The sequence below is a fragment of the Synechococcus sp. MIT S9220 genome (assembly GCF_014304815.1).
Lineage (GTDB): Bacteria > Cyanobacteriota > Cyanobacteriia > PCC-6307 > Cyanobiaceae > Synechococcus_C.
In genome coordinates this window covers 1,808,182-1,830,996 of sequence record NZ_CP047958.1, presented here as the reverse complement: position 1 = coordinate 1,830,996, position 22,815 = coordinate 1,808,182, and the positions used below count along the sequence as shown (strand labels likewise).

The 22,815-nt window shown below is 52.7% G+C and carries 26 protein-coding genes and 1 tRNA gene; 14 read left to right on the top strand and 13 right to left on the bottom strand.

All coding sequences use genetic code 11. The features are described 5' to 3' along the window. Window positions 1-60 precede the first annotated feature (60 nt). The 3 genes from SynMITS9220_RS10195 to SynMITS9220_RS10185 all read left to right on the top strand — a co-directional run bounded on the left by SynMITS9220_RS10195 (window position 61) and on the right by SynMITS9220_RS10185 (window position 3,363). Complete coding sequence (locus tag SynMITS9220_RS10195) at window positions 61-297, top strand: hypothetical protein (RefSeq protein WP_186989062.1); 237 nt, start codon at window positions 61-63, stop codon at window positions 295-297. Window positions 298-2,389: 2,092 nt separating this feature from the next. After that, window positions 2,390-2,854, top strand: a complete 465-nt coding sequence (locus tag SynMITS9220_RS10190) for a hypothetical protein (RefSeq protein ID WP_186989060.1) — start codon at window positions 2,390-2,392, stop codon at window positions 2,852-2,854. A 278-nt stretch (window positions 2,855-3,132) separates the two neighbouring features. Then, window positions 3,133-3,363, top strand: coding sequence for a hypothetical protein (locus SynMITS9220_RS10185; RefSeq protein ID WP_186989058.1), 231 nt, complete (start codon window positions 3,133-3,135; stop codon window positions 3,361-3,363). A 110-nt stretch (window positions 3,364-3,473) separates the two neighbouring features. Here the strand turns inward: SynMITS9220_RS10185 and SynMITS9220_RS10180 are convergent, their stop codons facing one another. Next, window positions 3,474-3,773, bottom strand: coding sequence for a hypothetical protein (locus SynMITS9220_RS10180; RefSeq protein ID WP_186989056.1), 300 nt, complete (start codon window positions 3,771-3,773; stop codon window positions 3,474-3,476). Window positions 3,774-4,175: 402 nt separating this feature from the next. Here SynMITS9220_RS10180 and SynMITS9220_RS10175 point away from each other — a divergent pair, with 402 nt between their 5' ends. From SynMITS9220_RS10175 to SynMITS9220_RS10155, 5 genes are all read left to right on the top strand, one after another. Continuing rightward, window positions 4,176-5,471, top strand: a complete 1,296-nt coding sequence (locus SynMITS9220_RS10175) for a site-specific integrase (protein ID WP_186989054.1) — start codon at window positions 4,176-4,178, stop codon at window positions 5,469-5,471. A gap of 137 nt (window positions 5,472-5,608) precedes the next feature. After that, window positions 5,609-5,857 carry a hypothetical protein gene (locus SynMITS9220_RS10170; protein ID WP_186989052.1) on the top strand — a complete coding sequence of 83 codons (249 nt, stop codon included), beginning with the start codon at window positions 5,609-5,611 and terminating at the stop codon, window positions 5,855-5,857. A gap of 15 nt (window positions 5,858-5,872) precedes the next feature. Beyond that, window positions 5,873-6,109 (top strand): hypothetical protein, encoded by a 237-nt coding sequence (locus tag SynMITS9220_RS10165; protein ID WP_186989050.1) that lies wholly within the window; start codon window positions 5,873-5,875, stop codon window positions 6,107-6,109. Between the two features lie 178 nt (window positions 6,110-6,287). Continuing rightward, window positions 6,288-7,172 carry a bifunctional DNA primase/polymerase gene (locus tag SynMITS9220_RS10160; RefSeq protein WP_186989048.1) on the top strand — a complete coding sequence of 295 codons (885 nt, stop codon included), beginning with the start codon at window positions 6,288-6,290 and terminating at the stop codon, window positions 7,170-7,172. Window positions 7,173-7,215: 43 nt separating this feature from the next. Then, window positions 7,216-8,403, top strand: coding sequence for a VapE domain-containing protein (locus SynMITS9220_RS10155; protein ID WP_186989046.1), 1,188 nt, complete (start codon window positions 7,216-7,218; stop codon window positions 8,401-8,403). Window positions 8,404-8,597: 194 nt separating this feature from the next. Here SynMITS9220_RS10155 and SynMITS9220_RS10150 read toward each other — a convergent pair whose 3' ends face one another. Further along, window positions 8,598-9,020 carry a hypothetical protein gene (locus SynMITS9220_RS10150; protein ID WP_186989044.1) on the bottom strand — a complete coding sequence of 141 codons (423 nt, stop codon included), beginning with the start codon at window positions 9,018-9,020 and terminating at the stop codon, window positions 8,598-8,600. A 161-nt stretch (window positions 9,021-9,181) separates the two neighbouring features. Beyond that, window positions 9,182-9,439 carry a DUF1651 domain-containing protein gene (locus SynMITS9220_RS10145; protein ID WP_186989042.1) on the bottom strand — a complete coding sequence of 86 codons (258 nt, stop codon included), beginning with the start codon at window positions 9,437-9,439 and terminating at the stop codon, window positions 9,182-9,184. A gap of 324 nt (window positions 9,440-9,763) precedes the next feature. On the opposite strand from SynMITS9220_RS10145, the gene SynMITS9220_RS10140 reads away from it, so the two are divergent. The 4 genes from SynMITS9220_RS10140 to SynMITS9220_RS10125 all read left to right on the top strand — a co-directional run bounded on the left by SynMITS9220_RS10140 (window position 9,764) and on the right by SynMITS9220_RS10125 (window position 13,724). Further along, the gene (locus tag SynMITS9220_RS10140; RefSeq protein ID WP_186989040.1) at window positions 9,764-11,119 is read left to right on the top strand and encodes a hypothetical protein; all 1,356 of its coding nucleotides are present in this window, start codon (window positions 9,764-9,766) and stop codon (window positions 11,117-11,119) included. Then, window positions 11,116-11,616 carry a hypothetical protein gene (locus SynMITS9220_RS10135; protein WP_186989038.1) on the top strand — a complete coding sequence of 167 codons (501 nt, stop codon included), beginning with the start codon at window positions 11,116-11,118 and terminating at the stop codon, window positions 11,614-11,616. The genes SynMITS9220_RS10140 and SynMITS9220_RS10135 overlap by 4 nt, the downstream gene beginning before the upstream one ends. After that, complete coding sequence (locus SynMITS9220_RS10130; RefSeq protein WP_186989036.1) at window positions 11,617-13,101, top strand: hypothetical protein; 1,485 nt, start codon at window positions 11,617-11,619, stop codon at window positions 13,099-13,101. It begins immediately after the preceding gene. Between the two features lie 77 nt (window positions 13,102-13,178). Beyond that, on the top strand, window positions 13,179-13,724 hold the full coding sequence (locus tag SynMITS9220_RS10125; protein ID WP_186989034.1) for a hypothetical protein: 546 nt from the start codon (window positions 13,179-13,181) through the stop codon (window positions 13,722-13,724). 45 nt (window positions 13,725-13,769) lie between these two features. Here the strand turns inward: SynMITS9220_RS10125 and SynMITS9220_RS10120 are convergent, their stop codons facing one another. From SynMITS9220_RS10120 to SynMITS9220_RS10100, 5 genes are all read right to left on the bottom strand, one after another. Further along, complete coding sequence (locus SynMITS9220_RS10120) at window positions 13,770-14,423, bottom strand: thermonuclease family protein (RefSeq protein ID WP_255483049.1); 654 nt, start codon at window positions 14,421-14,423, stop codon at window positions 13,770-13,772. A gap of 266 nt (window positions 14,424-14,689) precedes the next feature. After that, window positions 14,690-15,049, bottom strand: coding sequence for a Rho termination factor N-terminal domain-containing protein (locus SynMITS9220_RS10115; RefSeq protein WP_186989032.1), 360 nt, complete (start codon window positions 15,047-15,049; stop codon window positions 14,690-14,692). Beyond that, the gene (locus SynMITS9220_RS10110; RefSeq protein ID WP_186989030.1) at window positions 15,033-15,416 is read right to left on the bottom strand and encodes a hypothetical protein; all 384 of its coding nucleotides are present in this window, start codon (window positions 15,414-15,416) and stop codon (window positions 15,033-15,035) included. Before SynMITS9220_RS10110 ends, SynMITS9220_RS10115 begins: the two co-directional genes overlap by 17 nt. A gap of 136 nt (window positions 15,417-15,552) precedes the next feature. Further along, entirely contained in the window at window positions 15,553-15,918 is a 366-nt protein-coding gene (locus SynMITS9220_RS10105) for a hypothetical protein (protein WP_186989028.1), read from the bottom strand. A gap of 144 nt (window positions 15,919-16,062) precedes the next feature. Further along, window positions 16,063-16,136 (bottom strand) — tRNA-Arg (locus tag SynMITS9220_RS10100). Window positions 16,137-16,203: 67 nt separating this feature from the next. On the opposite strand from SynMITS9220_RS10100, the gene SynMITS9220_RS10095 reads away from it, so the two are divergent. Further along, window positions 16,204-16,980 carry a helix-turn-helix domain-containing protein gene (locus SynMITS9220_RS10095; protein ID WP_186989026.1) on the top strand — a complete coding sequence of 259 codons (777 nt, stop codon included), beginning with the start codon at window positions 16,204-16,206 and terminating at the stop codon, window positions 16,978-16,980. A 1-nt stretch (window position 16,981) separates the two neighbouring features. Here SynMITS9220_RS10095 and SynMITS9220_RS10090 read toward each other — a convergent pair whose 3' ends face one another. After that, window positions 16,982-17,209, bottom strand: a complete 228-nt coding sequence (locus SynMITS9220_RS10090; RefSeq protein ID WP_115125505.1) for a hypothetical protein — start codon at window positions 17,207-17,209, stop codon at window positions 16,982-16,984. Between the two features lie 24 nt (window positions 17,210-17,233). Continuing rightward, window positions 17,234-18,100, bottom strand: coding sequence for a 16S rRNA (cytidine(1402)-2'-O)-methyltransferase (rsmI, locus tag SynMITS9220_RS10085; protein ID WP_186989024.1), 867 nt, complete (start codon window positions 18,098-18,100; stop codon window positions 17,234-17,236). Between the two features lie 23 nt (window positions 18,101-18,123). On the opposite strand from rsmI, the gene SynMITS9220_RS10080 reads away from it, so the two are divergent. Continuing rightward, on the top strand, window positions 18,124-19,041 hold the full coding sequence (locus SynMITS9220_RS10080; protein WP_186989022.1) for a 3'(2'),5'-bisphosphate nucleotidase CysQ: 918 nt from the start codon (window positions 18,124-18,126) through the stop codon (window positions 19,039-19,041). Between the two features lie 9 nt (window positions 19,042-19,050). Here the strand turns inward: SynMITS9220_RS10080 and SynMITS9220_RS10075 are convergent, their stop codons facing one another. The 3 genes from SynMITS9220_RS10075 to SynMITS9220_RS10065 form a co-directional block, all read right to left on the bottom strand. Further along, window positions 19,051-21,216: a polyribonucleotide nucleotidyltransferase gene (locus SynMITS9220_RS10075; RefSeq protein ID WP_186989020.1), complete on the bottom strand. Its 2,166-nt coding sequence runs from the start codon at window positions 21,214-21,216 to the stop codon at window positions 19,051-19,053. A 160-nt stretch (window positions 21,217-21,376) separates the two neighbouring features. Beyond that, window positions 21,377-21,679 carry a 30S ribosomal protein S14 gene (gene rpsN, locus SynMITS9220_RS10070; RefSeq protein ID WP_115125189.1) on the bottom strand — a complete coding sequence of 101 codons (303 nt, stop codon included), beginning with the start codon at window positions 21,677-21,679 and terminating at the stop codon, window positions 21,377-21,379. A gap of 43 nt (window positions 21,680-21,722) precedes the next feature. After that, window positions 21,723-22,805: an RIP metalloprotease gene (locus SynMITS9220_RS10065; protein ID WP_186989018.1), complete on the bottom strand. Its 1,083-nt coding sequence runs from the start codon at window positions 22,803-22,805 to the stop codon at window positions 21,723-21,725. Window positions 22,806-22,815 lie beyond the last annotated feature (10 nt).

Sequence of the window (22,815 nt, the reverse complement as noted above, 5' to 3'; positions counted from 1 at the left end):
CTAAGGTCTGAATTTGGAAAGGGCCATAAGCATTAGAACCTATTCAAAGATTGAGTGCTGTTGTTTGGCAGGCATGCTTCATCTTTTCTCTACAGTGAGATGCTTCAAGAGTTGATCCTCATGCTGACCAACGACGAAAAAGAAGAGCTGCTTGCCGCAGAAAGGCGTCAATTTCCTGGCAATGCTGATCTTGGTCGTGTCGATACCCAAAAGGCGACCATTCTCGGTCAGGCTTGGGTCAAGTGGCGTCGTGCAGAGATTCAGCGAGAGGCATCCTCTCAGGTCGAGCCATCTTGACACTTAGTTATGGATGAATCGGGTGTCTGAGAACCCCACTTGACTTTGCTGCATTGGCTTGCTGTGCATTATGTTCACATCAAGCTTATGAATGTTTTGTGGATGGATAGTCATAGTTTTGGGCCTCGCTCTTGATTGAGCCTCTGGCCTTAACTGTGCTTCGTATGTTGTTCGAGGAGCGTGTGGATTGTTTTGTATGCCATCCTCTGACTTGAGTGGCCAAACTTTGTTGGTTGCCAGGACTTTCTTATGGCAGCTGGTTAGGCCTCATGGCTCAACGTCAGACGGATCAGATGGCTGCTAAGGCAGTTTGTCAACTTCAGTCCGAGAAGATTGGATGGATTTGCGGACACCGTCGTGTTGTGTGTGTAACTTTTGATGGAGGACCGTTGGAAGACCATGGCTTTTGAAGCGAAGGACAAGACTGAGAGGTTTATGGATGCCGCTAAGGAGCGTGCTAGGGCTGCGATGCACGAGACCTCTCCCAAGCTGACGTCTCTTGAGAAGGGGATGCTGAAGGCTCTGAAAAGCCGTCAGCGACCTGTTAAGCACAATCAAAAGACCACGGTCCGAGGTTGAGCTGCTGTTGAAGCACCCCTTGTTCAGCTGGTGTGTTGCAGCTAAATCCTGATGTCACGGAACTCAGCTGAGTTCGGTGACTCATCCTCCTGTTTTAAGGACTAGAAGGATTTCCTGCGGATTCCGCCTGAGCACTGTCTCTGTCACCCCCTCCAACATCAGTAGCTGTTGTGATCAGACTTGCACTAACTTTTGATTCGAAAGTAACGCGCTGATCATCATTAACCGTTCAAGACATAAATGGTATCCTTGCTCTTTTGCAGCGAATTGCATCTCAGCGCATATCTAGTACGAATCATTTCAGCAACATTCAACCCATCCGTAAGTTGAATTAAATCATGTAATCCTGAAAGTGAATTAATTGGCGCCATCATTTGCTCGACGAGATTATTACAATTTCTATATAATGCTCACCTTGAAATGGCTAAAATTGATGCGATTTCTTGATATTAAGATGCTTTAAAAAATGGACTCATCGCATCGCGACTCGGCGGTGAATCAAGAGTAGGTCTGCGATATCGAGTTTTTCCATTTCTTCTAAGAGCTCTTCGTAGTTCAAGGTTGACGCCGCTTGGGCTGAGCTTTGCGAGCTGACCATCTGATATCAACTTTAGATTATTAACAAAATAGTCGAACCGTAACGGTTTGTAAATGGTCAAATGTTGCGCCTTTGGCCAGCGTGGCCTTTGAAGGAGTTTTTGCGCATGCAGGGCAGTCGCCCTGTTGCGCTTGTGGTAGAGGCTTTCCATCGCATGCTCAGTGCAGGTCAGCATGACGTTTCAGTGTGCTCAAGGTCCTGCGTTATTGAAGCGATAAAGCGCTTCTGGTTCGGTCGCACACCCCATAGGTCAGAACTGGTGATCTTTCTTGTGGGTGTCTTTGCAGCGCCAGAACCCAAAACACCATCATTCCCAGACGTGCCCGCACACGGCTGTCATCGGTTGAGGCTTTGAAGACAGGTTGATCGTCTCGAGGATGGATGTTGGGAATGATTGCTCTCAATTGAGGCTGGTCTTCTATCACGCCTGGTTTTAGGTCGATGTGCTGAATTGGTCGCCTGCGGTGCTTCCGGTTGTTTTTGTTGTACGTCAACTTGCCAGCCTTGCTTGTTGCCTTTTGGCTTCGATGGATGCTTGTTCCGTTGGCACTTCAACGAGGCGGAATCCTTCACCTTTGCTGCAATACAGCCTGGTTTGTCCAATCACAGCCTTGCCTCTCCATGTCTGAGCACAGCCAATTGGCCTCATCCCTTGTCTCGTGCAAGGTCCTGAAGGCGAACATGCTTGGACGGTTTTCCCAGTTCCTCAGCGACCACCATTGCGCATCAACTGATGCGTTCTGAATGGAACGTCACCACGATGAAGGCAATATTTCTAATACATTTGTTGAATTAACTTTAAATGAAAGAGCAAGTATTCAGTGAAGCCGCAATGATAATAATGTAGGCCTCACTCGTATCGCTTTGGTAAGCTGAATGCAAGAGTAAAGGTCTTGCTTGTTCATCGAGCCAATGATGAAATCGCTGCTCATCACTCTGCTTTCGATCAGTCTTGTGGGATGCTTTTATTCGTCTGAGCAGAAAGCAAAACAAGCCTGCGAAAAGTGGAGAATGAAGCGAGCTGAAGTTACGATTACTAGCTTCAGAGATGAGCAGCCAGCTCAACCAGTCGACAGAGCCAAAGAGTTGGAACTCGCTTTGAGTGAAATCGACAAGGAAGATTTAAGCTCTTATAGAGATGCCGAAAAGTTTCGCGCAGAAACAAGAGCATTCCAGATTGATTTTTTCGCTGCTCTTGTGGAGGAGGATCAGAAGGGTCTTGAAATGATTGATCATCAAGTCACTGCCCGCTGGTGCAGAACAGACAGCGCGATCAACCAAATCCTCGGTTATGAAAATAAAAAAGTTATCACAAGCGTCTGGCAGAATAAGCAAGGAGCCAAAGGTAAGGGTGAAGTGGCTAAGCGCTACCGTTATTGATTGCAGCAGATCATTGACCAGTGTTATTTGATGAAGTTAGTGGGGTGAATTGTTGCCATTCTCTCTGGGTACTATTTTGAGTTAAATGCTTCTGTCGCCGGCATCGCTTCGTTCTGTTCACTGGTGTTGGTCATCATTCCTTGAGCGATTGCCAGTAGGCCCACGAGTACGCCCAGAGATAAAGCGGTCAGTATCAGTCTTTTTGTGGTCATTGATCTGCACTTTTTTAATCAGCTTTGTTGCTTGCTTGGTAGTCTTTCTGTAATGCCAGGCCTGTCATGAACCAATTGTTTGCGGAAATTGCAAGAATTGTAGGCCTTGCTGTTTGTCTGCAGTTGTACGGTCTTGTGCATACTCTTGCGGCTAATTATGGTACCGATGAAAATAAGGCAAAGAAGATTGAAAGAGATGGTTTCTTCTCCAGTCATACCTGGAAGGTGGCGTTGGGAGGAGCTGTTTTCTTTTGGGTCTTGGTGTTCAACTGGGGTAAAACGTGTCTCAAGACTTAGATTTTAGTCATTGCCTGCGAGTGGCTTGATGTCTTCGACCTCTTTATTCTGTTGGCTGTGAATCTCTTCTTGCTCTTGGGGTCTCTGATCTTCGCTGACTCGCCGGTTTTTTAGTTCTTGGATGGAATTTGGAATAGTGCTTTGGCGTTTTCAGCTAACTGATGCCAGTCGGCTACATGCTCGGCATAGCCATTCCAAATGTTGTCTTCAATGCGAAGGCTAAGAATGACTTCTCCTGATTCAGATGTGATCTTCAGTCTGATTCCTCCATTCCGATGGAGAACCCATGCTCCATCGCCATTTTCTAGGTCGATAAGGGCATCGTGCTCTTCTTTTGTGATGCACTTAGTCGTTAATTTGTGTTTGGTGCAGTAATCAGCCAGTGCCATCAGTTCTGAAATTCCATTCAACCTGTGCATTCGCTGAATGGTTTGAAGTCTCTCTTCAATGCAGTTAGCGGTTTGGTGCCACTCCATATCGTTCCAATGGCTTTTCTCTTATTTAGCTATTACTGCTTGCTGGTTGAGTGCAACGTGAGAGCAGCCTCGGGCAGGCAAAAAAAAGGGTTCCCGGTATTCCCGAAAACCCCGTAACGACTGACGCCCCCTGATGGATTCGAACCATCGACCGACTGCTTAGAAGGCAGTTAGTCATACGTTCAATCGATTTGCATAATGGACTGAAATCACTGCCCAGAACCTCTGTCGCGGCTGAGGTCTTCCGAATTTGGGCCACACGTTGTCCAAGCGTGTCATGGCGTGTCCTGACTATTTGGGCCACACTTTGGGCCACACCCGAGCATTTGGGCCACAGTGGCGGAGCAGAAGAAAAAAGCAGTTGCCGTCTGGGAGCAGGCCCTGCGTCGCACTCTTAAGGCCGAGCACGGTAAGGGCTGGAGCCTCAGGGAAAGCCGTGGCCGGGCCCAGCTCGTTCAGATCCTGGAAGACCGCAGCAGGCGCAGCACCAAGCTCGACATTATTTGGGCCAGCAAGAATGCCCGGCTGATGCTTGAGGCCGTGGCCCAGCTTCGGGAATATCTCGATGGCGGCATGGACTGGGACAAAGCCGTCGCCGCGCGCACTGAGCTGACCGTCCACAGCACCGGCACCACGAAGGCCACCAAGCAGGTGGATTGGAATGCGGCCAGCGACCGATTCTTCGAGTCACGCTCTAACCGGCGCAGCAGCACTCTCAGTGATCTGCGGACCCGGCTGCGGCGAGTTCGGGAGGTGATGGCCAGCAAGCCCAGGGTTACCGATGGTCCAGGTTTGATGCGTCGCTATGCCGCGCTGCATTTTGCGGATTGTCCTCCCGGTGGCCAAGGCCGGAAGCGCCAACTGCAGGATGTGAGCGCCTTCCTGTTGTTCTGCTGCGACGACCTGGGATTTCCGGCGCGCTGGATGCCGTTGTCGACGGCCAAGCGTCAGGAGCTAGTGGGATCACCTCCCACTACCGGGAAGAAGAAAAAGCAACCGACTGTCCCTGTAATGCCTGAGGACTTCAGTTGGCTGCTGGAGCGGATGCTCGCGGATGGCAAGGAGCAGCTTTGGCTGATGACCGCAATGCTCGGATTCTTCGGGTTGCGCGAGGGCGAGATTTGCCTGCTCGATGTTGATGAAAGCGGAGACGTTTATGTGGGCGGCGAGCTGAAGAGGGACTTTCGTGCCCTGCAGTCCGCGGCAGAGAAGGAGGAGCGCCTCGCCTTGGGCCTCGATCTGAAGGGGCAGCCCGGCGAAGCCCGCAGGGTTGCTCAACTCTTCCTTTCTGGTCGAATTGGCCTCCCCCGCCCCGTAAAAACCCAGATTGATCGTGTGGCCGAGCGCAATAGTTACCGGGAGGTGGGTGCTGCTTACGCCCAAATCCTTCAGCGATACAAGCCCTGGCAGCAATTAGTTAAGAGGAATCCAGGATTGCGACCGTATGGATTGCGGCATGGTTGGGCATGGAGGGCGCATAAATATTCAAGCCGCCCGCTTCATTACAGTCAGGCAGCGGCATTTATGGGCCATAGTGTTGAAACGCATCTCAAATATTATTCGAGCTGGGTTAACAAAAAGGAGCTGGAAGAGGCTGGCAAGAAGTACAACGAAGCCCTGCAATCTGCCTGAAGCTGCTAGGACATTCGCTGGCTATCACTGCGCGCAAATGTTGCGACGTGGCATGACATGTGTCATCGTTTTTTTGTGAAGTCGGGTAGTCGCTGCGCGCGGTCCGGTGGAGCGCCTGATCAAGTCATCTACAACTCATGGAGTTGCAGGCTCCCCATCGGCCCATTCCGACTCGACAGCATCTGACTCCACCTGATGGTGTCGATTACGCGGCTGCCGAGGCGTGGGTCCGACGACGTACCCGACAGAGGATCAACCTCAGCAATTACGTCTGGAAAGGTTCCGATGAAACGCGGAAGGGGCGCGAGCGTTTTCTGAAATTCGCCCGCGTCCTTCAAAAGGAACTTCTGCTCCATGAGCACTGGGATGGCACCCCACGCACCTAACGGTGCGTCTGCCCCATGCCCGAAGAACAATGGCTTCGAACGCCACAGGCTGCGATCGCCTGCGGTGTGTCAGAGCGAACCCTGAAACGCCTTCGCGGCGATGTCCTCGAGGAGGGCATCCATTACCAAGTGGGCTTCAGCAGCAACAGCGCCTACCTCTGGGAGGTGCGCAGCGTGCGCGAAAAGCTCGCCTGGCGTGGAATGATTCAGCGCACAGCCGCTGAGGTCATCCGCGAACAGGTGGGGGCATAAAAATGAGCCCCACACAATTTGCGTGGCGCTCACTCCCTGCCAAGGATGAGCCCAATTTAGGTGACCCACTGCCATCGGAGCAGTCGTGCACACAACCCAAACACCCCTCAGAGACTGACGTTGGGATGGCCCTCAGGGGTTGGTGTGGCCCAATCCGTGGCCCAGAGCGGAGGTGGCCATGATCACCGCCGAGATTTTTCAGCGGCTCGAACCACTCAGCAAGACAGACAGGCTGCTGCCTATTGGCAATGGCAAGGAATGGAAAGGACCTTTCTTGACGGATTGGCCCAACAAACCCGGCGTGTCGATAGAGCGGCTCAAAAGTTGGCGAGGGCTGAAGTCCATCGGCATCGCCATGGATCACCTCGTTTGCGCGGATGTTGATGGCATCACCGCCATTGAGCGGTTGCTCACTCTTGACCTGCTGGATCCTGAGCTGACCAATACCTGGCGGATTAATCGCGACAACGATCCCCACAGGTTCAAGTTGATCTGGCGGCCAACGCCAGAACAGCGCCGTGTGCTCCCGAAGCAGTACTGCGGCAAAGACCCCACCAAGCCTCCGGTCAAGGAAGGCAAGGAGGTCCTGCAGAAAGGCGAGGGAGTAGACCAGTTCGCTCTTCACAACGGCTCCCAGATGGTCGTTGTTGGTCGCCACTACACCGGCGGCAACTATTGCTGGCCCGATGGCCAAGGCCCGGAGGCGCTGGCCCCACTCCCATCGCAATGGTGCGACTACATCGTCGAACAGGAACGGGACTACCCCAAACCAGCAGCAGGGGCACACCGCACCGTGAGCACTTCGCGCGGTAACTGGATGCGATTAGCTCACTGCCCGATCTGTGGGCGCAACGAAAACACTGTTTGTCAGATCCACACCGATGGCGAAACCATCCGATGCTTCAAAGGCAGCACCTTCTACCCACCTGATCTCCAACCCGGAGAGCGCACAGGGGAGTGGAGATACAAGCGCGATCAACACGTCAGCTGGGGCGGTTTCGCCATCTTCACCAGAGTGCGACCAACCCTCACCCAACGGCTCCGCGATCGACTTACCCGTTGATCAGCTCAGAGAAGGGGAGGAGGGGGAAATCTCCAAGCCAACGGTGGGCCAGCTAGCCCTGCTGTTCAGCACCACATGGAAGGAGCGGCTTCGCTTCAACTGGCTCACCGAAATGATGGAGTTCGACGGCAGAGAGGTGCCGGAAGAACTGGTGAATCTGTTGTACGTGCAACTGAGCCAGGCCGACATCGGGATCAGCAAGAACGCCGCTATCGACGCGATGCTCTTCGCCGCCATGGGCAATGGCTACCACCCAATCCGGGAATATCTCGACAGATTGCTGGACGATGACGACATCAAGCCTGCAGACATTGACACGCTGGCGACGACCTACCTGGGCACTGGCGATCCGCTGTACGACGACATGCTCGCTGGCATGGTCATTGGTGCAGTGCAGCGGGTGCAAAACCCTGGCTCACAGATGGACTACTGCCTGACCCTGAAAGGGGAGCAGGGAGAGAAGAAGAGCACCTGGCTGGAGAGGCTCTGCGGGCATAAGGACTGGTACTGCTCCACCAAGCAGCACAACAACAAAGACCTGATGATGATCATCGGAACGAGCTGGCTGATTGAGCTGGCCGAGCTGGAAACTCTCACCGCCGGTAAGGAGGCGGGGGATCTGAAAGCGATGATCACCGACAAGGTTTGTCGCTATCGCAAGCCCTACGGCAAGGGGTTATCGAAAGAGCCACGGGGCTCGATCTTCGTGGCCAGTGTCAACAACACGGACTTCCTGCGCGATCCAACCGGCAACCGTCGTTTCTGGGTGATCCCCACCGGCCTTGCTGCCGGGGAGCATCTGGACCTGGATCTTGTGCGCCGCGACCGTGACCGCATTTGGAAGGCTGGCCATCTCGCCTATGAGGCGGGGCGGCTGCCAATGCTTAGCCCTGAGAACGAAGCCGAATCAGCACGACGCAATGCCGGGTTCATGGTGGAGAACGTCTTCACCGAACCACTACGGAAGTGGATCGAAGGTTTGGGTTGGCGGAACAATGGTCCTCACCATGAGTTCACCACCGATGAGGCCATCATCGGGGCAGAGATCTGCACCGAGATAGGAAAGATCCAAACGGGGATGCAGCGCAAGGTGGCGGAGGCTCTGCGTGAGCTGGGCTTCGAACTGGACAAACACCAGCAGACGGTGAAGGGGCGTAAGCAGCCACGCCGCTGGAGACGGACAGCAACCTCGGATGACCTCGGATCAGAGGAACCATCCGAGGTTGGCTAAACCCCAGCAAAGGCAACGGGTCCTGTCGATCAACCTCAGACCTCAATTCAAAAAAACAAAGTGGAGCTAGAGCTGGGAGCAACCTTCGGCGTTGCTGATCCGCAAGTATCCGAGCGAGGCCTCAATTCCTCACAACCCTTTGCAGGAACTGGGGTTAGTGCAACCTCGGATAAAAAATTGTCCGAGGCAGTTTCTCAGGATTCGATGTCATTCCATGCCAGCAACGCCTTGACGTTTGGTCCGGGCGTAAACGCCGGAACGATGTAGCTGAAGATGTTCATTTCGCTGCTGAGGTCTTGAAAGATCTCTTCCAGGTCCTTCTCCTCTTCGTTTGCGCCCTTGAGGTAGGTCTCCTTGTACTTCTCGGCGATGACGAACACGTTCATCACGAAGCGATACCGCACCCGATAAAAGATGCTTTGACCGATGGCCTGCTTCAAGCCATCCAAGCTGCCTGAGAGGTATTTGATTTCGATCGCGATGCCGTCATCGTTGATCGTGAGGTCAGGCCGGTGCTTCTTGCCAAAGAGGTAAACGCTGCGAACGGTCGTGTCCTTGTCCACTTGGGACATTATCTGTCCGTTCACGCGGTCGGCATTGGCATTGACTGAGGACATGAAAGCGAGTTCAAACTCGCGCTCTGACTTGCCTGTCAGGTTGAAGCGGGTGTTGTGGATGATCTTGTTCAGCGTCTGAACGTCATCCCAGACTTGACCCCTGCGATGACCTGTTTGAAAAGCCATATGACTGCGATCGTTTCAGTCAGTCTGCTTGCTGATCAAACATCGATGACGTTGGGGGTGCCTCCCTGTAGCTGCTCCAGGGTCTTTCGAATGGCGTTGTGCCTGAGCATCCTGCGAACCACGGGCTGACCTCCACCCCTTAGCGGTCTGATCTCAACAACAACCCACTGCGCGTGTGCCGTTGGATTCGCGTTGGTAAAGATGCAGACCTTTTGCTCCTGATCGTTCAGCAACCAGCCGATACCGTTCTTCGGTGCATGGCGATCAACAAGTGGGTGGTCCTTGTTTGGCATGCCGACGACAGTGAAGCGCTGATGTCTCAAACCGCCTTATGGCAAGTCCACGCACGGGCCTGGGGCATTGTCTCCAGCCCGTTTTCACTCGTTTGGGGGATGCGCCTTCACTACCGTTTCAACGAGTGTGTCTGCAGACACAAGCAGCCAATGAAAGGTCGTAGTCGTATTGCTATCGGTTCTGCTGTAGGCAGTCGTCTGGTTGAGGACGAAAACGTGATGATACCGATACCGCATAGCCAAGTTCTGCACTTGACAAAGGGACCCGAAAACGATCAGACATATAAAAAACAGACAAATATTCTCTACAGGAGGAGAAAATAATTGGGACAATCACCACGTCATTACGAGGAAACCGTAAGGGTATTTCCAATCCAATTAACCCGATGGATAGAAGGACAACCCGACCTGTCGTACCTAGTAAAAGCGGCAAATGACACCCAAGCTCTTTATACCACCAGCACTAACGAATTAAATATAGCCCCACTTAAAGAGGACGTAGTAAATAGACGTTTTGAAAGCAAAAGAGCAAAAATAAGAGATTTTTTCTGGCCTACAGCTCGCAGTATGCGTGGAGACTGCTACGGAACAAAAAGTTTTGATGACAGCTGCAATAGAGCTGCCAATACAATGGCAGGAAGTACATTATGGGATGCTGTCAGCACAGTTCCCTTCGTCCAGTTCGCACTAATAAATATTCTTGGCCCTGTCGCAATGCCAGCAGCCATAGGCGCATCTTTAGGGCTTATGGTTTTTTCGAATGGATGCGGAAAAACAGGAGCTAACAGGGCTAAAGGGAAATCGTTCATAGCCAATTGTGGCCTTGCCGGATTTATTTTTCTTTCTGTGGCCAAGACAGCCGCGTCGGGAATTGGTTTCGATATTCTTGTCAACAAAGAGGGAATAGCAAAGGAGTTCGCAGCCCAGACCCTGCAAGAGCAAATACAAAAGAGGCAGGATAAATTGAGTGAGCTTCAAACACTCTCAAATCCAAAACTAATTAACCTGCAAAACTCATGTGAGCCACTTCAAAACAAGATCAGGACCACAAGTAAAGAGCTGCAACCACAAACATATGAAACCTTGTATGTGCAAGCTTATGGGACTTATGCCCAGAAAACGTCGCTTATAGGCTTAACAAACAATCAAATACTTGAGAAGTATGGAGGTGTATCAGGGATTCCGGGAGTTTGCAACAGAGCAGATGCCCAGCTAGCGATAGACCTAAAGCAAGCTGACAAACTTCAAGAAATAATCGCGACCACAAATTCAAAAATAGGGACATTACCAGCAGTCAACATGCTTCAAGAAGAATTCCCCAAAGTGTTCAAAGATAAATTCAAATTAAATGATGATGACACTGTTGAAATCAGATCAGGCCAAGATGTTGTCAGCCAAGCTACACTTCAATTCTGGGAAAAACTAAACGATCCAAGTCGAATATCCGAAATAGGAACTTCACTATTTTGGATGGCTATAAGCGTAATTCTAAGCTTTTTTGCAACCTTATTCCTATGGGGCTTATCTCTAACCAAGGAAATGAAAATGTCTTACAACACAAGGCTGCTGAGATACAGGATGGAACTCTTGCAGTCGTACCAAGAAAATTTACCATTAGCACTTAAGCAACAGAGAGAAAGGCGTGCTCAAGAGACTAGATCTACGGGAGAACAGCAATGACAAATCAACAAGCATGGCGTCCACTTGGCGAACGGACTGTCGAGATTCAAAAAAAAGTTAAAGATTTATTCGAAAATTTAGCCGATAAGGAATTATTTGAAGCACCAATAGATTTATACGAACAGCAAGACTGGGGCTTACTAAATGATGGAGTCTTATATCGAGGACTTATTGAATCGGCAAGAAAAAGCAAGTGCTTGAGTGCAGATGAGATAAAGAAGCTTCAGCCCATGCCCGAAAGCGCTACTGAATATGGCGTTGAAGAAACTGCTGATGATGGGATAGAGGTTGTCCCACCTGTAGTCGACGAAATCGGTAATCCGTTACGGTGGTTTAGAGCAAACGCGCCGAACACAAAAGTCAAAAACGAAGCCGACGATGAATTTAGAATACGATTATTAGAACTATATATAGCTCACGTAAGCAAAACAGGCGAGACCTACTTTCCACCGCTTGAGGAGAAACTACGGACTAAAGCAGATTTTTATGATGAGTAAATGGAAAATCTATACTCCAATATTTCAGAAATAGGCCTCGTAATAATTGGATTACAGGCAACAGTTTTTGCTGCGATTATTCTTTCTGGAATTTATGCAACATCTAAGACCAAAACTCTAAGACGAAAATTAGAAGAAAGCCTTAGAACCTCAATTGATTGCATAAATAGTCAGAATGGAATGGAGAGGCTAGCTTCAGATTGTCGAACGAGATATGCTAACGCAGCTGAAAGAATAGAAAGTGTAGATTCAGAAGCAATTGTACAAAGTGAAATCGCACGATTTCCTGTAATTAGATTAGGAAAGGTTAAATGGACCTTTGAGCAAATGGATGAGCTTCTTCAAGGAGGCCCAGGCTTTTTAATAACCCTAGGATTAATTGGAACATTCTGGGGACTAATAGCTAATATGAGCGGCTTGTCGGATTTATTGTTGACAGGCGAAGGAATATCGAATCAAAAAGGACTGATTGAAGGCTTTTCAGAATTATTTCCAGCAATGGGAGCAGCCTTTGCGACAAGTCTCTTGGGAATATTTTTGAGTAGTTGTGTATGGATTTTGGGCATATTGCTGGGGATATCAAGAACAAAGGTCGTGCTTGAACAACTTTTAACTGGATATCTTGAGCAAGTAGTCCAGTCCAATTGTCGCTGCTACTCGTTAGTTGGTGAATCGATGGAAAGAATGGAGACATACTTAACGGAATACTTAAGTGCATTTTCGGATCATGTAGGAAAGAGTATTGAATTTTCGATCAACAGGTCCATTGAAAAACTTGTATGCAAGCTTTCCGATCAAGTCGATGAAACGGCTCGTTTTGTAATGGCGATAACAGATGGGGCAACCAAGTTGGAAGCAGCTGGCAAGCTCTTTGCTGGTGCGTCCGACGCACTGTCGGCCAGTGGATTCGCAACGGAATTCTCGAATAGCTGTGAGATGTTTATAGATCACACACGCTTGCTTGGACAGGCTTCTGGGTATTTACTTGATTCAGCGAAGGAACTTAAGCAAGAAATAAATACTTTGTCTTCATACATTGAATCCTCGAATTCAATGCAAGAAAAATCTCTTGAGAATTTAGATGAATCATATAAAGCTCTTGGCGAACATTCTGACCTGATGAGGTTCACAGTTAATTCATCGACTCAACATTTAAGCTCAGCAGTAGAAGCAGTAGAAGGAATACAGAAAAGAGGAATGACATGGCTTAGCATGCGAGCAAAAACAGACAGTAAGCTTTCTCAACTCAATGAAAATCTCACGCAACTAGTCATCAAATACTCAATCATCACCGATAAAATTATTCAGTCTAGTGAGTCGACCATAGATGCCTATAAAAAAGAAATCAAAGACCTCTCGTCCCAATCAGAAGAATTTATAGAGACGCTTAAGAGGCAAGAGCAAGATGCGATTGAAATCAAGCGAGGTCTATCGCAGATGGAGGAATTAGACCAAAGACTTCGAGATATTGAAACTAGAGAATGAAAAAGAGATTTAAAATTAGTTCGCAGAAGGATCATGTCACCTGGATGCCAATGACAGACATGCTTTCGAGTACATTGATGATTACCTTTCTCTTCATAGCCGTAAGCACAATCTTGAGAGCAATGAATGCCAAGCCGCCAATAATAAGTCTAGAAGATACGGAAGACTATAGATTCAGGACTGGTAGTTTTATTCTGAGTCAAAACTTCGAGGACACTCTTAAAGCAAAGGCAATCCCAAATATAGAAAGTACAATTAAATGCTACGGAATAGATACTATTGAAATTGTCGGACATACGGACGGTAGGCCTAGCACGCCTGGTGGAAATATAGATATGGCACTTGTGAAAGGATTTGAAGCTAAGGATATGAGCAAAGTAATACCAGGGAGCAATATTGATTTAGGGTTTTTGAGAGCGATGGCTGTACAAGACAAAATAAGTAACATATTGACAAAACGAGGGGTTAATAATATAGGTTTTAGAGTTCTCTCGGCAGGTAGTACTATTAATATAGATGGACGCTTTTCACCGGCAAAAAACAAAGACGATAAAGCGAGGAGAAGGATAGAAATTAGATTTTTAAGGAGATCAAAAACGCCCTTTATTCCAAAATGCTCCTAAGGCGATCCCAAGCCACTGCTATCCCAACCAGAAATTTGGTTTGATTTATTTTCGTCTTAATTGACGGTGCTCCCACGGCTTTTCATTAGGCATATAAATCCCCCAAATGCCCAGATTTAATTGACGCGCTTTGTCTTCTGCATAAATATACGCGGATTGATCACACTGATTTAAATATTTTCGGTAGGCATAAGCAGCTCCAATGCGTACAAGTTGAAGATTGATATTCTTTGAATTTACGTAGACTTCCGCTACTGTGCGGCCATATCTATCCTTTGCCTGCGTTTTTATAAAGAGTTTTTGATTGCTTATCAGCTCCTGAAGAGTTTTTGTTGACCAATCGCCACTTCTGCGTTGAGAAGTTTCTGGCGCATCAATACAAGCCAACCTAATTGTGATTTTCTTCCCCACCTTGTCTATGACGCGTATGGTGTCGCCATCTCCTACAGAAACCAACCTGACTGGTTCTTTCACGAACCTAGCTGTTTGACTTGAAGAGTTGTCGTCACCACGGTGACAGTGATAGTTACCATTCGATTTGTTTGTATGGCATCCCTGGGAATTTAAGCCTCCACCATGAGCTTGGACCGCAGGAACTGTTGCTAATATTGTTATTAGAAGATAAAAAATTGCAGTTTTATGTGTCAACTGATTTTCGTCAATAAAACCATCTCTAACAATACCAAGGTTTTTAAACAATCACAGTACGGAAATTCAGCGTAGCCTGCCGAATCGACCATAGTTGCTGCTGTTAACCCCGAGCCCTAGCAGCGAATCCAACTCACGACGGCAGCAAAACCGTTTGTGGGATAAGAATTTGAAATTAGCTCTGGAGATGCGGATTTCGACAACGATGCGAATCTCTTTGGGTTCATTCCTGGCCCCTGCATCGTTTCCAGGGCTTAGATGGCGTTATGCCGGATCATTCGCCTGCGGACCTGAAAAACAGCTACGAAAGATTGTTTTTATTGATGCTCAACCCAAAAAGCCAGCAGCTGCTCATAAGAAGGTGCCATCGGCGCATTATTGCGCACAAGGAAATCGACGATGTCTGCCTTGCGTTTGGCTTTGCTCCGGCCTGGCAGATTCATGCGGGTGGCAATTGCTCTCAGCTCAGGAATCTTGAGGCTTTGAAGCTCCTGTGCTGATGCCGGTGGCAGCGACCGGAAGTGTGCAGGCGCGAGTTGTTTCGCTTCGATGGCACTACGAAGCTCCTGCAGGCCTGCTGCAGTGTCTTCGATGTGTTGACCAACGAGGCGTGCGAGCTTTCGATCGGTCTCGTTGACCGCCGCTACTGCTGCCTTGAGATCACTGGCCAGACCCATCGGTAATCACCTTGGGAGCGGTACGCGCACCTTGGCGGGAATTCCGAAGGAATGACATGAACCGGCTGAAAGCTGCAAACAGCTTCTGCCAGCTTGCGAGACCGCCCTTGAAATCCTCCATGGCAAGTTCGAGATCGTCGCCAGCACGCTCAACAACCTCGAGTGACTCGGCATATTGCTTCAGGATTTTGTTCAGCTCAGCTTTCTGTTGAAACAAAAGGCCTGACTGCTCAGCAAAAGCTCTGAGCCTCTCCTGCTGTTCGACGACGATCGCGAGCTGCCTGTCTCGATCTGCCCTGATCTGACCACGACTGCGGTTAATGCTGATTGCTGTCTTCCGCAGGTCGTTGTACGTCTTCCGGAGCACCTGTGACTCGGGGTTTTGCGGGAACCGTGGCTCAGTAATCGCTTCTGGCTTCATGCGACCTACGAGGGGGTGTGTGACCGTACAGCGATGAATGCTGTGATTCAAGAGCAGGTGTGTGGTTTTTTAAAACGCTGCGTCAAGACCGACTCCGCTGGAAGCGGTGTCCGGCTGTTGAGTTGACCCCCAACCCAGTCATCCAATCCAGCTGACGTACGCAACTCACAACCGCTCCAGGATTCTTCTGCTTAATCGCCTGACCAGTGGCTGCCATCAGCATCTGGATAGACCACGACAGAAGCTCCTGTCGATCAATTCCGGTCTTATCGATGTCGAGCTTGATCTGCTGCCAGGCCCGCTTGAGTAGCTCGTAACTCAGAGAGCGACGGACCCCCCATGTTTGTCCGGCATATGCCAAACACTCGGTTGTTGTCGTCCCCTCCAGGATCATCAGCTGGAGTTGCTCGACGCGAGCGGCGGTTTCTGCTGCGGTGGCTTTTGGCATTGCCCATCAACCCTGGAAATCCGCTGGACCAACCAGCCTGTTCTTCTCGACGATAAGGCGGTTTGGGCCACACTTTGGGCCACGAAAAGTGTCAACCAATCAAAAAGGGCTCCCGGCGTCGCTGAGAACCCTTGCTGTAACTCACGCCCCCTGATGGATTCGAACCATCGACCGACTGCTTAGAAGGCAGTTGCTCTATCCAGCTGAGCTAAGGGAGCCTTCTGGGCATTCTTGCAGTCAAACCAAAGAGCTGCATCTAAGGTTGAAGGCTGCTCAAATTGCTCCATGGCACCCAGCCGGCTTACTGACAGTCAAAAGCATGAGCTTTTAGTCCGTTATCGCGCCGGCGAGTCCAGCGCTGCCCTCGCTGCGTTTTACGGATGCAGTCCCAACACGGTCAGCCGCACGGTTCGCGCTCTGCTGACTCCAGAGCAATACGACGAACTCAAGTCAGTGCGCGCTCGCGCTGCCACAACCACACCCGAGGCTGATCCCCTGGCTGCGCCTGAGCTGCCTGAAGCTGCAAATGGTCCTGGTAAGCAACCCTCTGAACGGCTTGTTGAGCCTGAGCAGTTGGAGGCAGAAGACGGCGATGGCAGTGCGCCGCTCGCCCTTGATGATGCCGACGATTTTGGAGGCGACGATGCTGATGATGTCGGGGATGACGAGGCCTTCGATGGGCCATCGGATGATGCCTTTCAGGAGATCGCCGTTCTGCCTGTGGATCTGCCGCAAGTCAGCAGGGAGCAGGTCAGCTGTCGACCTTTTGCCGCCGGCGTGCTCCCCGACAGTGTGTACATGCTGGTGGACAAGACCGTTGAGCTGGATCCAAGGCCGCTCAGTGAGTTCCCTGAATTGGGTGTCCTGAATCCCGAGGAGCTGGTCCGCCAGGCCCTCTGCCTGTATTCCAGCCCACGCTCTGCAAAGCGTCAGTGCGGACGCAGTCAGCGCGTGATCAAGGTTCCTGATACGAAGGTGTTTGAGAGCACGTCTCGCCACCTGCTAGCCAGGGGGATCACCCGCCTCCTGCTCGAAGGCGCCCTGTATTCACTCGACGCCTGATTCAACGTTGTGAGTTCGGCATTAACACCACTGCGAGGCTGCCACCGCTGATCACTCCCAGCACAGTGCTGACGCCAACAATGAACCCTGCAGGGAGTGGGGCTGTCGTGCCAACGCCCAGTTTCAGCCTGTAGCGCTCACTCAGGTTCTGTGCTCCAAGGCAAAGCACGACAAGCAAGGCGACACTGCCGCCCAGGGTGATCAGCAGCAGTCTCAGGCGCAGCAACATGCCGCGGGTTCCGCGAAACTTTGCTCAGTCTGCCTGTTTCTGCTCCTCATGCAGTAGTGCGTAGAGCTCGCGTCGTGATCGTCCGGCGCTCTTGGCCAGATCCTTCGCTGCATCACCGGGCTTCATGCCTTGCTCGATCAGTGCTGCCAGTTGCTCGCGGCATTGAGCGTCATTCATGGCGACTTGCTCCTGTTGCGGAGCCCCACCCAGCACCAGGGTGAATTCACCCTGGGGAGGGTGTTCTTTGAAATGCGTCAGGGCCGCGATCACGGTTGGTCCCACCTGTTGTTCATGTCGCTTGGTCAGTTCACGGGTCACCTGCAGAGCCCGTTGATCACCACAGAGTTCCTGGAGTTCTTCCAGCAGTTTCAGCATGCGATGGGGGGCCTCGTAAAGCACGGTGGTGCGTTGTTCGGCGACCACTGCTGCCAATCGTTCGCGTCGCTCGCGCCCCTTGGCAGGCAGAAACCCTTCAAAGCAAAAGCGGCCACTGGGAAGGCCACTGCTGACCAGCGCTGTGGTGGCAGCGCAGGGGCCGGGAATGCAGATCACGGCATGGCCGGCTTGTCGTGCTGCAGCTACAAGGTCTTCTCCAGGGTCACTGATCCCGGGTAATCCGGCATCGCTAATCACGGCAACGCTGTGGCCGCTGCTGAGTTCATTCAGCAACTGGGGAATGCGGCTGTGCGTGTTGTGCTGATGAAAGCTGCAGCGGCGCGCTTTCGATCCCAGGGCTGTGAGCAGTTGTCCGCTATGGCGGGTGTCTTCGCAGGCAATTGTGTCTACGGCGATGAGCAGTGCCCGTGCTCTCGGTGAAAGGTCACCCAAATGACCGATCGGTGTGCCAACCAGATACAGAACACCAGCTTCCGGTTCGGCGCGCTGCTTCACAATGGCTCCGCCCAGATCACTCCATGATGCCGACTGCGATGAACCTGCCTGCCGGCATCAGTCAGGACAGCCTCCTAGAGGCACTGCGCCCTCTCTGCTGGGGAGCTGCAGACATCCTGCGGGCCTATGCCCGCGGTGAGCAGCCTCCCCATGGCTTTTCACGGGCACTGAGTGTTGACCATGGTGGTGAGGGACCTGTGTCTGCGGCGGATCTGGCCGTGAATCAATGGTTGCTGGAGGGTCTGCATGCAGCGTTTCCTGATGCTGGTTGGACCTTGCTCAGCGAGGAGACGGCCAAGGAGCAACTCACGGAGGGCGAGCCATTGCCTGCTGAATGGCTCTGGATTCTCGATCCTCTGGATGGCACCAAGGATTTTTTGCAAGGCACTGGTGAATATGCGGTGCATCTGGCGCTGGTGCAGGGTCAGCGTCCGGTGCTGGGTGTGGTGTTGCTTCCGGAGGCGGATGAGCTGTGGTTCGGTCTGGTGGGTGATGGCAGCTGGTGTGAAGATCGGACCGGTCAGCGCAGCCCCGTGCGCTTCAGCGACCGCAGTGCTGAGGGCGAACTGATCATGGTGGCGAGTCGCAGTCATCGGGATGATCGCCTCGAGCGACTGATCGCGGCTCTGCCTCTCGCCGGCTCCAAGGCAGTCGGCAGTGTGGGCTGCAAGGTGGCCACCATCCTGCGCGGTGAGACCGATCTCTACATCTCGCTCTCAGGCAAGAGTGCTCCCAAAGACTGGGATATGGCAGCCCCTGAGGCCGTCTTGCTGGCGGCTGGTGGTGCCTTCACCCATGCGGACGGTCGACCGCTCTCTTACAACACCGGTGATGTGCGTCAGGCGGGTTGTCTGATTGCCAGCCATGGAAAAGCCCATGCCGCGCTTGAAAAGCGAGCGGCAGGGGCCATGCAGACAATCGATCCTGGTTTTCAGGTCTGAGGCGACCCCTCAGGAGAGGGGCGCAACAGGTGTTGGAGCAGGTTCCGGCTCCGTGTCTTCGCCGTTCTGGGGTACACCGCGCAGGGTCAAGTTGATCCGGCCGCGGTTGTCGATTTCGCGGACACGAACGGTGACCTCGTCGCCCACCTTCACCACGTCTTCCACCTTCTCGACCCGAGCCTCTGACAGCTGGGAGATGTGGATCATGCCCTCCTTGCCAGGAAGGATCTCCACAAAGGCGCCGATTGGAATGATCCGGGTGATCGAACCGCTGAACACCTCGCCCTCATTCACCTTGCGGGTGAGACCTTCGATGATCTTCTGAGCTTCGTCAGCCGCCGCACCGTCATGGGACGCGATGGTGACAATGCCGCTGTCTTCGATATCGATCTTGGTGTTGGTGCGCTCGGTGATGCCTTTGATCGTGCGGCCACCAGGACCAATCACGGTGCCGATCAGTTCCGGGTCAATGCGGAAGCTGAGCAGGCGAGGGGCATGGGGTGACATGCCATCACGGGGGGTGTCAATCGCCTCCAACATCTTTTCGAGGATGTGGAGACGGGCAGGACGCGCCTGGTTGATGGCCTCGGCAATGGTTTTGATCTCCAGACCGGTGATCTTCATGTCCATCTGCAGGGCGGTGATGCCCTTGTCGGTGCCGGCCACCTTGAAGTCCATGTCGCCGAGGAAGTCCTCGATGCCCTGGATATCGGTGAGGATTCGAACCTCTTTGCCCTCTTTGATCAGACCCATGGCGGCGCCGCTGACGGGTGCTTTCAAGGGCACTCCGGCGTCCATCAGGGCCAGGGTGCTCCCGCACACCGAACCCATTGAGGTGGAGCCATTGGAACTCAGCACCTCACTCACCACCCTCACCACATAGGGGAAGGTGTCCTTCGCTGGCAGCACGGGCAAGATGGCCCGTTCGGCAAGAGCTCCATGGCCGATTTCGCGCCGGCCAGGGGAGCGCATCGGTTTGGTCTCGCCCACCGAGTAGGGAGGGAAGTTGTAGTGATGGAGGTAGGTCTTCTCCGTGTTGGGGTTGAGATCGTCCATCTCCTGGGCATCGCTGGGTGTGCCCAGGGTTGCGGTCGACAGCACCTGCGTGAGGCCGCGCTGGAACAGGCCAGAGCCATGCACTCGCTTAGGCAGCACGCCGGCGGCCGCGCTGATCGGACGCACCTGATCGAGACTTCTGCCGTCAACACGCTTGCCGTCCTTGACGATCTGCTGACGCATCAGCTTCTTGGTCAGGGCTTTGAAGCTGGTGGGCAGTGCTTTGCCGTTGCCTGAAACCAGCTGACGGACAGGGTCGGAGTCCTTCAGGCCATCAATGGTTTCCCCTGTTTGATCACGGATGGCATCGAGCTTTTCGTCGCGCTCAGCTTTGCTTTGATCAAATTGGCTGAGCACATCGCCAATCGACTTACTGCAAGCCTTCTCCAGATAAACCGGCAGGGTGGTGTCTTCGCTGGGAGCCTCGGGCTTCACCTGCTCGATTCCAGCGTCTTTAAGGATCGATTCCTGAGCCTTGATCAGCTCACAGACCGCTTCGTACCCGAAGTCGATCGCTTCAATCACATCCCCTTCAGGCAGCTGATTCGCCCCGGCCTCCACCATCACCACACCATCAGGGGTGCCTGCCACGACCAGATCGAGATCTCCGCGTTCGATCTCTCGGAAGCTGGGGTTGAGCACAAAGTCGTCGCCCAGGAGGCCGACCCGTACCGCGGCCATCGGTCCCTGGAAAGGAATGCCCGCCAACAGTGTTGCCATTGAAGCGCCAGTCACCGACAGCACATCCGCAGGGACGCGCTCATCGAGAGACATGCAGGTGGCCACGATTTGGATGTCGTCTCTCATCCAGCTGGGGAAGAGAGGCCGCATCGGCCTGTCGATCAAACGGCAGATCAGTGTGGCGCGCTCGGGAGGTCTGCCCTCGCGGCGCATGAAACTTCCTGGAATGCGCCCTGCTGCGTAAAGGCGCTCTTCGTAGTCGCAGATGAGGGGAAGGAAATCGATGCCTTCGCGCCCTTTGGATTGGGTGGCTGTGACGAGCACCGAAGTGTCACCGCATTCGATCATCACCGAGCCACCGGCCTGGGGGGCATACCGCCCCGTGGTCAACCGAATCTCCCGACCGTCAAAGGAGATCGACTGTGTCTGACCTTGCACTGTTGTTTATGTCTTTCTGTCAAGGTTGATTCTGGCACTTCACAGGATTGAAACGTCAATCCCACTGAATCCAATTCGAATCGCTCTGTGACATCCATCAAAAAAGGAGGTGTTCAAACACCTCCTCAACTGCATCACTTTTGAGCAAACTCTCGACAAATCACCAGCTGGACTTCACCACGCCAGGAAGCTCCCCTTTGTGGGCACGCTCGCGCAGTTGATTGCGGCAAAGCCCAAAGTCGCGATAAACACCCCTGGGTTTGCCCGTGGCCCAGCAGCGGTTGCGCATGCGGGTGGGTGCACTGTTGCGGGGAAGTGCCTGGATCTTGCGATGGATCTCAAGGCGCTCCATGGGGTCCTGCGCTGCGTTGAAGGCGGCCATCAGGGCAGTCCGCTTGGCTGAGAAGCGCTCAACCATCTTCTTGCGCTTCGCATCGCGGGCGATCATCGACTTCTTGGCCATGCAGCGAGTGAAAAGGAGCAGTTCAATCAGCAACCATACAGTTTCATTGGCCAATCAATTGACGCACCACAGGTAACTGGCTCGTGTCACGCACGATCAGCAACACACTGAGGCCGAGCACCAACAGCAGGCTGGACTGCATCACAGCCAGCTGAAACCGTTCCGGCAGTGGGCGTCCGCGCAGACCTTCGAGCAGGAGAAACACCAGCTGTCCGCCATCGAGCAGCGGCAGGGGCAAGGCGTTAAGGACGGCCAGGTTGATCGAGATCAGCGCCAGAAACAGGGCGAGACCCGAGCCTCCCTGGCTCGAGAGCTGTGCTCCCATTTCCACAATTTTCACGGGGCCTGAAACCTGCTGAGCGGTGGCACCGAAATTGGTGAACAAGCCTGCATAGCCCGACACCGTTCTGCTGAAGAGCCCGCCGAACTGTTGGCTAGACACGCTGATCGCTTCCAGCAGCGAGCGCACGGGACGGGTGGAGCCGCTGACGACTTCCTGAAGCTGGGCGCCGATACGACCGACACCCTGCTGGTCGGCTGGCGTCAGCTGGAGCGGCGTGAGCACATCGTTACGCAATACCTGCAACTTGAGCGGCTGACCAGGGCTGTTGCGGATCGGGTCGACGGCGGCCTGGACGGCCGGCTCTCCACGGCCGAGATCAATGGCGTCGATCGACAGGATGCGGTCGCCAGGTTTGAGTCCAGAGAGAGCTGCCGGTTCACCGCCTTGCACGCTCATCACCATTACGCCTGGTCCTGGTTCTCCAGGAACTCCAGTGGTGGCGGTGTGTCCCACAAGAACCAACCAGGCCAGCAGCAGATTGGCCAGCACGCCAGCGCTGATCACCAAGATTTGCTGAGGAATCGGCCGGTTACGCAGTAGATCCGGATCATCTTTGGGAATGTCGCTCTCTTCATCGTCTTCGGGGAATGAAACGAATCCACCCAGGGGGAGCAATCGCAGGGCGTAGGTCACGCCCCCCTGCTCGGTTTTGAGCAAGGCCGGCCCAAATCCCACGGAAAAGCCGTTGACGCGAATGCCCTGCAGTCGGGCAGCCAGGAAATGGCCCGCTTCATGAATGACGATCAACAGCCCCAGAGCCAGCAGTGAGGCCAGAACGTTCATAGAACCCGTT